Annotated in this window: 7 protein-coding genes; 1 reads left to right on the forward strand and 6 read right to left on the reverse strand. The window is 37.3% G+C overall.

All coding sequences use genetic code 11. From position 1 onward, the window contains the following. Positions 1-104 (forward strand): DUF2188 domain-containing protein (locus RT405_RS10965; RefSeq protein ID WP_313469688.1); only part of this gene is annotated, 104 nt, incomplete at its 5' end. Positions 105-482: 378 nt separating this feature from the next. Here RT405_RS10965 and RT405_RS10970 read toward each other — a convergent pair. The 6 genes from RT405_RS10970 to RT405_RS10995 all read right to left on the reverse strand — a co-directional run. Next, on the reverse strand, positions 483-773 hold the full coding sequence (locus RT405_RS10970; RefSeq protein WP_313469669.1) for a gamma-glutamylcyclotransferase family protein: 291 nt from the start codon (positions 771-773) through the stop codon (positions 483-485). Position 774: 1 nt separating this feature from the next. After that, entirely contained in the window at positions 775-1,422 is a 648-nt protein-coding gene (gene pcp / locus RT405_RS10975) for a pyroglutamyl-peptidase I (RefSeq protein WP_313469670.1), read from the reverse strand. Positions 1,423-1,537: 115 nt separating this feature from the next. Further along, on the reverse strand, positions 1,538-2,461 hold the full coding sequence (locus tag RT405_RS10980; RefSeq protein ID WP_313469671.1) for a DUF979 domain-containing protein: 924 nt from the start codon (positions 2,459-2,461) through the stop codon (positions 1,538-1,540). Between the two features lie 3 nt (positions 2,462-2,464). Continuing rightward, entirely contained in the window at positions 2,465-3,169 is a 705-nt protein-coding gene (locus tag RT405_RS10985; protein WP_313469672.1) for a DUF969 domain-containing protein, read from the reverse strand. A gap of 124 nt (positions 3,170-3,293) precedes the next feature. After that, positions 3,294-4,550 carry an aminotransferase class I/II-fold pyridoxal phosphate-dependent enzyme gene (locus RT405_RS10990; RefSeq protein ID WP_313469673.1) on the reverse strand — a complete coding sequence of 419 codons (1,257 nt, stop codon included), beginning with the start codon at positions 4,548-4,550 and terminating at the stop codon, positions 3,294-3,296. A 107-nt stretch (positions 4,551-4,657) separates the two neighbouring features. Further along, a partial coding sequence (locus tag RT405_RS10995) for a sodium ion-translocating decarboxylase subunit beta (protein WP_313469675.1) occupies positions 4,658-4,883 on the reverse strand: 226 nt, incomplete at its 5' end.

Raw genomic sequence — 4,883 nt, forward strand, 5'->3', positions numbered from 1 at the left:
CTTATGATAAAAAAACAGAAGCTGTTTCACGTGCCAAAGAAATTGCTGACAATAAAGACACTAAAGTGATTATTTATAAAAAAGATGGAACTAAAGAAAAATAAACTTACTGCACAAAAAAGTACTTCCTTATTGAGCGTTGTGAATACGCAATAAGGAAGTACTTTTCTATTTTAAGTGTATCAGCTGATAGTAGCAAAGTTTCTTGCTTTTTCATTATTACAAAACAACTTACTGCTAACTTTAAATTCTTTTCTGCTCTAATAAATAAAAAATACTTTTTGTCAGAAGAATCGTTTATTTATTTATTCAGCATGATTGCTTGTTACGCTTGGCCGCCAAATCCCATCTTTTACTGCTTCAGCTTGTTCAGGGAAGCGAGCATCATTTTCTACACGATAAAGATAAACAAAAGCTTTCTGAGCAATAAATTCTTGAGTCTGCTCCTGCCAAACCTCGACAGTCTTGATACTGCGTTCATATTAATTAGCCGGATGATCTACTCCATAGTAACCTTCTAATCCATCTAATTGAGATAACGTTGTCTCGTAATCCAACAGTTCAACTACTTCGCCATATACCCAAACTGGACTAAGCTCATCAACCTCAAGAGCAGGATACCCTTTATACGGCATATCATACAGTTTGCCTTTGATACGGGCACGCTTTGGTTCAACGGTGAGCACTTTGCCATCTAAATAACGTTTATAATTGAATTCACCAGTTTTTAAACTGCCATAAACAAAAACTGGTCGGAAAACTTCTGCTTGCATCTTAATGAATCGCTCCTCCTACTTCTTTTAAGTCTTCTTTGCCATCAAAAGCGACGATTGCTTCTATCGCTGCGGTTAATCCTTTTGTCATATCAGACAAGTTCATAAACGGTTGCCCCGCTTTGTCGACTACTTGTTCAGGAATAAACGGCACATGAATAAATCCACCTTTAATCTCGGGATATGACGTAGCAATTAAATACTGTACTTGGTACATAATATGATTGCAGACAAATGTTCCTGCTGTATTGGAAACAGCTCCAGGCAGACCTGCTGATTTGATTGCTGTTACCATTGCTTTAACAGGCAATTGAGTAAAATAAGCTGCATCCCCTTGCTCTTGAATTGCTGCATCAATCGGCTGATTTCCTTCATTATCCGGGATACGAGCATCATCCACGTTGATGGCCACACGTTCAGGAGTAAGTGCAAAACGTCCTCCTGCTTGTCCCACATTTAAAACAACATCTGGATGAAATTCTTCAATGGCTGATTTCACAACTTCAGCTGCTTTACCAAATACTGTTGGAATTTCTAACTTTTTAATTTCTGCACCTTTGATGGTGTCTTCTAAACCTTTAACCGCTTCAAGAGCTGGATTGATTTTTTCTCCGCCAAATGGATCAAAACCCGTTACTAATATTTTCATTTATTGTCAAACTCCTTTCAATTGTTTCCTGCTTTATGAAATTTACCATATTTTTTTAATATAGCAAAACTAACCATTCTTATTTAATGTCTGTTTTTACTTAAGTGTGCTTCTTTTAAAATGCCCAGAAGTACATTAACACAATATGAACCATAATCATTACGATAGCAAAGGGTGCTTGTTCTTTGATCACACCATTTGGATTCTTCATTTCTAATAATGCAGCTGGTAACGCGTTAAAGTTAGCAGCCATTGGTGTAATCAATGTTCCACAAAAACCAGCAGTTAAAGCTAAAGCACCTGCGATAACAGGATCTCCTCCTTGAGCCATAACAAAAGGCAGCCCAATACCCGCTGTGATCACTGTAAAAGCCGCAAAGCCATTTCCCATGATCATTGTAAAAATAACCATGCCTAACACATAGGCGATAACACCTAATAAACGATTGCCTTCGGGTATAAAAGTTGAAATTCCACTTGCAATAACATCTCCAACACCAGCTGCTGTAAAAATAACACCCAGTGCTGCTAATAATTGTGGCAAGATGCCTGTCGTGCCGACTTGTTGGATCATCCGATCGCCTTCATCTAAAACCATTTTTGGGTTCGATCTGGTTAGAAAAACGGCAATGACTAAAGAAGCAACGGATCCAATCCCAATTCCGACTTGTCCTCCAAGAGGAGTAAATTGTGCAACCAGAACTGCCACAACTGCTAAAGCAATCACAGGAATAAAAATGGTATTCCCTAAGCGTTCACTAGCTTTTAAAGCTTCATCTTCGTTCACTGTTTTGACTTCTCCTAAACGAACTTGTTTGAATAAGGTTAATACACCCATCACTAGAATCAATGCTCCATTAATCATTGCCGGTATAAAGTTGCCAAACGCAAATACGATACCTAATAATAGCCAAAATAATGCTGTACCTAAACGTGTTGGGTGGTTGCTATCGCTAAAAACTTTACTAGCCGTGTACATCAACAATAAACCAATCACAATAAAGAAAAATTCTAATAAATTTGTTATAAGAGTTTCCATTGGTTACTTTTCCTCCTTTTGTGCCGGCAGATTGGTTTTCTTTCCATACTTTCGTTGCAATTTACGATCGAATAAAATATTTGATCCTGCAACCATAACCAGTGCAATTAAAGCAATTGGAATAGAAGCTTGGACAATTGCAACTTCTGACACATCATATCCTAAAGATTTCAGTGTACCTGCAATCAATAAAACACCAGCTGCTGCAATAAAAGTATTTTGAGCAAAAAAGTTACCGTAATTTTCTGTTGCAGCAGAACGTGCTTTCAGCCGTTCAATGTCTTCCTCGTCGAGTTCACCATATTTTGCCTCAGCTGCTGCTTGAGTCATCGGTTCAACCAGTGGCCGAATAAATTGTGTATGTCCTTGGATTCGGATAGAAAAGACTCCAGCTAATTCACGAATGACCATATAGATAGACAAGAAGCGACCAGGGGTCAATCCTTTCATTTTCTCAATCAGTCTAACGGATTGTTGCCGCAACCCAAATCTTTCTATTAATCCAATCATCGGTAAAGTCAGCAAAAATAAGGTTACCAGCCGGTTAGAAACAAAAGCATCTCCTAATAAAGCTAAAAAATCTGTAAATGAAATTCCTGAGACTAAAGCAGTAACCAAAGCTGCAATTAAAACAACCGCAATGGTATCAAATTTTAAAAGAAAACCTACTATAATGATCAAAATTCCAATTAGTTTAATAATTTCCATAAACGTCTCCTTCTACTCTTATCATTTTTTAATCTATTTTCGATTATACGTACAATTAAAAAGAGATGCAACCTTTACTAATAAAAAGTGGCATCTCTTCCTAATTTTTCTATTCAATTCAAGTTTATAAATATTTTTTTTCTAAGCTGATTAATTCAATACACAGACCAATTGCATCCATTGCCTGACTCAAGTTAGGTAATTCGACAGATGTCGGAGCTAAACGGATACTGTTGTCTTTCGGGTTTTTTCCATAGGGATACGTTGCTCCAGCTGTCGTTACTTTTACTCCGATTTTATCCAAAGCTTCCACTATCTTCGTGGCACAGCCTTCTAATGTCGTCAGGTGCACAAAATAACCGCCAGCAGGTTCTGTCCATTCTACTAATGATTTGCCATCAAAACGTTCATGCAGTTTTTCCTTGATCAAATCAAATTTTGGTTTTAGTATTGCAGCGTGTTTGGCCATATGAACGGCTACTTGATCAGGATCTTGTAAAAATTTTACATGCCGCATTTGGTTTAATTTATCGTATCCAATTGTTTGGTAGGATAGCTCATTAGCAATTAAAGCAATATTTTCTTTTGAAGCGGCTAATGCTGAAACACCCGCTCCTGGGAACGTTATTTTAGAAGTCGAACAAAACATCCAAACTCGGTCTGCATTTCCAACCGTTTTACAAGTGGTCAATATATTTTTTGCTGTTTTATGCACATCTGTTAAATGATGCACTAGATAAGCGTTGTCCCATAGGATGGCAAAATCCGGTGCTTTGGTTGTCATTATCGCTAGTCGATCAACCACTTCATCAGAATACGTTATACCTGTCGGATTGCTATAGGTTGGAACACACCAGATTCCTTTCACAGCTGAATCATTGGCTGCTAATCGTTCTACTTCATCCATATCAGGTCCGTTTTCATCCATTTCTATTGGAATCATTTCTATACCTAAATGTTCAGTCATTGAAAAATGACGATCATATCCAGGACTAGGACAAAGAAATTTTACTTTTTTTTCTGTTTTCCAAGGGTGCTCCCCCATAAAAAATTTAGTTGCCAGCACCAAATACATTAAGCTTAAGCTAGAGTTCCCGCCGATCAGTGTTTCTTCTATTTCTGCCCCCAATAGTTCAGAAAATAATTTTTTTGCTTCATAAATCCCAGTTAATTCGCCATAATTACGAATATCAATGGTACCATTACTGATAAAATCTTCTGGTTGGTTTAATAAACCGAGCATTGGTTCAGATAAAGCCAATTGCTCTTTACTAGGCACTCCTCTTGTAATCGTTAAATTCATAGGTTTTTCAAGATACTGCTGATATTCCTTTTCTAATAAAGCAATGCGTTCAGTTGCTGTCTCTCTTGATAGCTCCATCTTTTCCACACCTTTACTTTTATTTAAACTCTTTAGAAAAGTATAGCGGAGTTTCAAGTAGATATCAAAAATAATTTTCGCTCGTCATCTTATTAAATGATATATTGCTAATTCAAAAAAGATAATAATACTCCAGCCGCTATTGCAGAACCGATCACTCCTGCGACATTGGGTCCCATAGCATGCATCAATAAGAAATTAGTTGGATTTGCTTTAACTCCTTCTTTTTGAACGACACGCGCAGCCATTGGGACAGCAGATACTCCTGCAGCACCAATCATTGGATTGATTTTTCCGCCTGACCATTTGTTCATAACTTTCCCCATTAAAACT

Source organism: Carnobacterium sp., from assembly GCF_032094055.1.
In the GTDB taxonomy this organism is placed as follows: domain Bacteria; phylum Bacillota; class Bacilli; order Lactobacillales; family Carnobacteriaceae; genus Carnobacterium_A.

Coding starts and splice junctions, on each gene's coding strand:
- RT405_RS10970 (WP_313469669.1), bottom strand. CDS start 773: ATGCAAGCAGAAGTTTTCCGACCAGTTTTTGTTTATGGCAGTTTAAAA.
- pcp (WP_313469670.1), bottom strand. CDS start 1,422: ATGAAAATATTAGTAACGGGTTTTGATCCATTTGGCGGAGAAAAAATC.
- RT405_RS10980 (WP_313469671.1), bottom strand. CDS start 2,461: ATGGAAACTCTTATAACAAATTTATTAGAATTTTTCTTTATTGTGATT.
- RT405_RS10985 (WP_313469672.1), bottom strand. CDS start 3,169: ATGGAAATTATTAAACTAATTGGAATTTTGATCATTATAGTAGGTTTT.
- RT405_RS10990 (WP_313469673.1), bottom strand. CDS start 4,550: ATGGAGCTATCAAGAGAGACAGCAACTGAACGCATTGCTTTATTAGAA.